This is a genomic window from Aeromonas sp. Marseille-Q7275 (assembly GCF_965119515.1).
This window is the reverse complement of the sequence record NZ_CBCPLW010000039.1, coordinates 1-4214: the sequence shown is the minus strand read 5'-3', so window position 1 is coordinate 4214 and position 4214 is coordinate 1. Positions and strand designations below refer to the sequence as shown.

Sequence of the window (4214 nt, the reverse complement as noted above, 5' to 3'; positions counted from 1 at the left end):
CTTATTACGCTGGGCATTGTGGATACCACCCGTGCCGCAAACACTACTGCCATGTATGCCCTTCAGTGGATGCACGGCCAGAATTTCGACCCGAATAAACGTCAGGTCAAGCAACACCGCGCCCGCCTTCGCCAAATCGGTATCGATATTGCTACCAAGTGCAATATCTCGAAATTCAGCCCGGTATACGTCACCGCCGCCCGTGAGGTCAAATCTAATATCGCCACTCCGCCTAGCTGGTACGTCATGCCGCGCACCCTGAGGGCTGTAGCATGATTCCCCTCGCCATATTCCTGCTTATTGGCATTGCTGCTTGCTTGGTGGTTGCCTTCGTTGAGTATCACAGGGGGAGAAAATGAAGCTCAAGCTAGTTTTAATTGGTTTAGCTCTTGGCTTTTTAGTCAGCTCCGCCTTCACTATTCACGAAAACTCTCTCATTGAGCGTTATATCTCCAATTATTGCGAGGGTTTTTAAAAATGATTACCTCTCATTATGGATTTCTTCGTGAGGCCATGACCATGAAATATTGCAAATGCTGTCACCTCCTTATTATTGGCAACGGTGACCAATATTGCCACCGCCAATCCTGCTCCGACCTTCGCGCCGCAGCTGAACGTCAACGCCAAATTGATGAGCATGGTAAATACATTCTCCAGTGGGAAACCTTCGACGCCCAAACGGAAACTCGCCGTTTCGACGATGAAGGGGAGTGTTATTACCACGCTGAATTAATCCGTGAACAAGTCGCTGACCTGTTCGTAATACACCCTGACGGCTCTTCCGTCGAAATCCGCCAATAAAGGACTGCACCATGAAAATCGAAATCGCTAACGTATCCGTCCGCAACCAGTCTGGCACCTCCCAGCGCACCGGAAAAGCCTACAGCATGAACAAGCAGGAGGCCTATCTGCATCTGGATGGGCAACCCTATCCGGTCAGGTTTGAATTTAACCTGCCAGACGGCGCCCAGCCTTACCAAAAAGGTTTCTATGCCGTCACCGATAAAAGCTTCATCGTTGACCGTTTCGGCTCCCTCGGTGTTTCCGGTCAGCTCGAGCTCGTCCCGTTCCAAGCAAGTCGGCCTGCTGCCGCTTAAGGCTTAATCGTGGAACTCACGTTCTTAACCAATGAAACGGCTTATACCATCGCCTCTATGGTGGTATTCGCCCTCGGATTCATGGGGGGTAAATAATATGGTTTTACCCCCAATGAGTGACCCATTATGGTTCGCCGTAATGTGGTTAGTCGGGTACGGATACGGCTATTTTTTTAGCTTCTTCCGATACACCATCAAAAGCGCATCAAGATAGGGAATATCATCATGTTCAAAAACAAAGTTGTTACCCAAGCCATGGTTATCATGGCATCCCTCGGCCCTGTAGCGGCTTTCGCTGACGAAGCCGTCACCACCGCCATGGGCCCGGTGCAGACCACTGTCATCGGCTATATCGCCGCCGGTGGTGCCGCCGGGGTCGCCATCATGGCCGTTGGCCTCGGCTGGGATACCGGTATCTCCATCTTCCGGAAGTTCATCAAGAAGGGGGCTCGCTAATTGCAGATGGGGGGTGCGGAGCGCCCCCCGTCTGCCTTCACCAGCCCTCGCCATGGGCTCCTGCTCGGACGCTGAACCATGAAAAACCCACCCATTACCATTGTCGTTGCTGCTGCCATCATTGGCTTATTTGGCGGCGATAAAGCTACCGCTTCCACTGCGTTTTCTCTTTCTGGAATTATCAAGCAAGCTGAGGTCATAAAGGTTAATGCCGTCACCGCAGCCACCAATACTGCTATAAGCGTTAGCACCACTATTCGTGGCTTTGCTGCTAACGACCCTTACCAAATAAAGAAACTCGATGTTCCCAAGGCTACCTATATGACTCGCTTTAAAGCAGGCATGGGGGAAACTGGAGGGCTTAAGGGTCTTGTTAAGCGCAATGCTTGGTATGCTGCCTGGGCTGCCAGTATTGCTGCCGCTGGTTGGGCAATTGATGAGTTGACTGACCAAGTTACCAATAAGCCGAAAAATTATACTGGTAATTGCCAAACTACATCAGGCTCTTATGGAACTAAAACCTTTGAGCAGTGTATATCCATTGCTCTGGGTGTCGCATATCCTGTTTTTCAAAAGTTAGAGTATTACAGCGGTGTTGATACCTTAACAATAGGTCAGATGTCTGGTTATAGAGTCTATGGTTGTAATACCGCATCCCCTCCGGTTTGCACTTCTCGCGATAAAATGTATTTCACTCCGATTTCGTTTAGTTATGGTACAGCTCAACCTGTCCCTGATGATGCTTTATATGATTCTCTAGTTACTCAAATGCTTAATGACCCTGAGGATGCAGCTCAGGCCTTCATGGTGCCCGACCCATGGCCCTATCCTTACCCTGAAGTATTCCCTGACACTGTTCCTTACATTCCCGGTGTGACGCAATCAGACCAAGAGCTCCTTGATTTGTATGCGCAGGGTTTGCTGCAATCCACTAATCCTAATGCAGCCCATTACGTCTCCCCAGAGAAGCTGGCTGAAATAGCCGCCTTGGCTGGTCAACTTCAAGAGGGTGCCACCCCAGAGGGCCAAGTTGCAGCCGCTAATGACCAGCTCAAGAAGCCATTAACTCAAAAGGAACTCGAAGAAAGCCTTAAAAAGGAGAGGGAGGCAGAAGAGAAGGCCACCAAGGAATCGCTAGGTCAGCAACCTGTGTTAACCACGCTTCTCGACCCATACAAGCAATTTGAGGATGGCGTTAAGGCCACCCCAAATGACCAAATAAACGCTTTACCTCAAAACAATTTTATTATTGGCGGCACTGGCCAGTGTTATGTCATAAATAAGACGTTTTCCATTATGGGTCAAAGCATAACCATATCCACATATAATGTTTGCGAGGAATTTTATTATCCTTATTTCCTGCCGATATTGACTTGGTTCTTTTATATATCTACTGGTGTTTACGTCTGGTTTACCATGCGTGACGCTTTCTCAAGGAGGTTCTAATTATGGCCGCCATTGCTGCTTGGATTGCCGGGTTAATTTCATCCATTGTTTCTGTTGTCGCTGGATTCATTGGTAAAAAATTCGCCATGGCCTCTATATATATCACTGTTTATATGACCCTCTGCGCTACAATGCTGGCTGGTGTTACTGGGGCTATGGCTGGCGTATCCTATGCCATGCCTAGTTTTGCTGGTCCCATTATCGGAATGCTCCCATCTAATACCGCACTCTGTATTTCCATTGCAGTCACAACCAATATTGTTATTGCGGCATACGATGCCCATATGACCTTATTAAAAATCAAAGTTGAGTCGTGAGAGATAACATGGCCGTTTATTTTGTGACAGGCAAGTTGGGTAGCGGCAAGACGTTGTTTACCATTGACGTTATTCAGCAGGCGCTGGGGCAGGGGAGGCGGGTTGCTACCAATCTCGACCTCAATCTTGAGCACATGCTTGGCCCCACTTCGTCAACTTCCGCAACTCGACTGCCGGATAAACCCCGACTTTGCGACCTTGAATCCTTAGGCACTGGCTATTCCGCCGAAGAGCCTTATAGCGAATCTCGCTTTGGTGTCATGGTGCTCGATGAGCTCTCGATGTGGATGAACACTCGTACATTCCAGGACAAGGAGCGCCTTGGCGTCCTTCAGTGGTTTCTTCATGCTCGCAAGCTGCGTTGGGATATTTACTTCATCGTTCAGCACATTGAGGCAATCGATAAACAGCTTCGCGAGAGCATGTGTGAGCACTTGGTTGTTTGCTCCCGCGCTGACCGCATCAAGGTGATGCGAGCCTTTAAGTTGCCACAAGTTCACTTGGCTCGCGTTTACTACGGCGACAACGAAACTGCTCCACTGGTTGACCGCATTTTTTACCGCTCCAAAGAGCTCTATGGTGCCTATCAGACTGAGCAGGTTTTCACTGATGACCTCGAATGGCTCAATGGTAGGCCCGTAGACATGCGCGCCATGTATTCTCTGGTGCCACCCATGCTTACCACGGGGCGCTATCAGCAACGGTCTACCGGTGACGATTGCGTTAGCATTCCGCGGTTCCTCCTGAGTTTGTTCCTGTGGCCGTCTGTAAAACTGTCATGCGCCATATCGAGAGATTGCCGGCGCTACTTCCTTGGTGCCGATAACTAGCTTTATCGGCATCAACTTTTCCCGGGCTGCAGCCTCAGTTTGCTCACCTGGGTGATTGCGCATAATGT

General features: G+C 49.5%; 7 protein-coding genes. All 7 read left to right on the top strand.

What is annotated here, in order from left to right; genetic code table 11:
- A partial coding sequence (locus ACWPWQ_RS21215) for a phage/plasmid replication domain-containing protein (protein WP_454010696.1) occupies positions 1-276 on the top strand: 276 nt, incomplete at its 5' end.
- Positions 277-477: 201 nt separating this feature from the next.
- The gene (locus tag ACWPWQ_RS21210; protein ID WP_454010695.1) at positions 478-801 is read left to right on the top strand and encodes a hypothetical protein; all 324 of its coding nucleotides are present in this window, start codon (positions 478-480) and stop codon (positions 799-801) included.
- 11 nt (positions 802-812) lie between these two features.
- The gene (locus tag ACWPWQ_RS21205) at positions 813-1097 is read left to right on the top strand and encodes a single-stranded DNA-binding protein (protein ID WP_454010694.1); all 285 of its coding nucleotides are present in this window, start codon (positions 813-815) and stop codon (positions 1095-1097) included.
- A gap of 225 nt (positions 1098-1322) precedes the next feature.
- A complete protein-coding gene (locus ACWPWQ_RS21200; RefSeq protein WP_454010693.1) occupies positions 1323-1553 on the top strand; it encodes a hypothetical protein in 231 nt (76 codons plus the stop codon).
- Positions 1554-1631: 78 nt separating this feature from the next.
- Positions 1632-2999 carry a hypothetical protein gene (locus ACWPWQ_RS21195; RefSeq protein ID WP_454010692.1) on the top strand — a complete coding sequence of 456 codons (1368 nt, stop codon included), beginning with the start codon at positions 1632-1634 and terminating at the stop codon, positions 2997-2999.
- Positions 3000-3001: 2 nt separating this feature from the next.
- Positions 3002-3316 carry a DUF5455 family protein gene (locus ACWPWQ_RS21190; RefSeq protein ID WP_454010691.1) on the top strand — a complete coding sequence of 105 codons (315 nt, stop codon included), beginning with the start codon at positions 3002-3004 and terminating at the stop codon, positions 3314-3316.
- 8 nt (positions 3317-3324) lie between these two features.
- Positions 3325-4146 carry a zonular occludens toxin domain-containing protein gene (locus tag ACWPWQ_RS21185; protein ID WP_454010690.1) on the top strand — a complete coding sequence of 274 codons (822 nt, stop codon included), beginning with the start codon at positions 3325-3327 and terminating at the stop codon, positions 4144-4146.
- Positions 4147-4214 lie beyond the last annotated feature (68 nt).